The organism is Photobacterium sp. R1, from assembly GCF_054600795.1.
This window is the reverse complement of sequence record NZ_BAAHZP010001065.1, coordinates 1-231: the sequence shown is the minus strand read 5'-3', so window position 1 is coordinate 231 and position 231 is coordinate 1. Positions and strand designations below refer to the sequence as shown.

The window sequence follows — 231 nt, the reverse complement described above, 5'->3', positions numbered from 1 at the left end:
ACAATACTGTCGTAAGAATACGGTTGGCTTTACCACGAAAACTATCACGATGCTTTTTATAGAAATCCCCCTGCTCGTACTTGGCAAAATGCGCCTCGTATTCAAACAGGCCCAGATAAAGGTAGCGATTAGCCGCCTGACGGATCACTTCCATTTTATCCAGATAGTGATGAACCGGCTGGCCCATCTCTTCTTTCAGCCAATGAATCTTATCACTTCGGATAGACGCCA

At 45.5% G+C, this 231-nt stretch carries 1 protein-coding gene; it reads right to left on the bottom strand.

Going from position 1 to position 231, the window contains the following annotated elements; translation table 11 throughout:
• The coding region (locus ACYP03_RS28335; RefSeq protein WP_459782983.1) for a 2OG-Fe(II) oxygenase at positions 1-231 on the bottom strand (231 nt) is incomplete at both ends.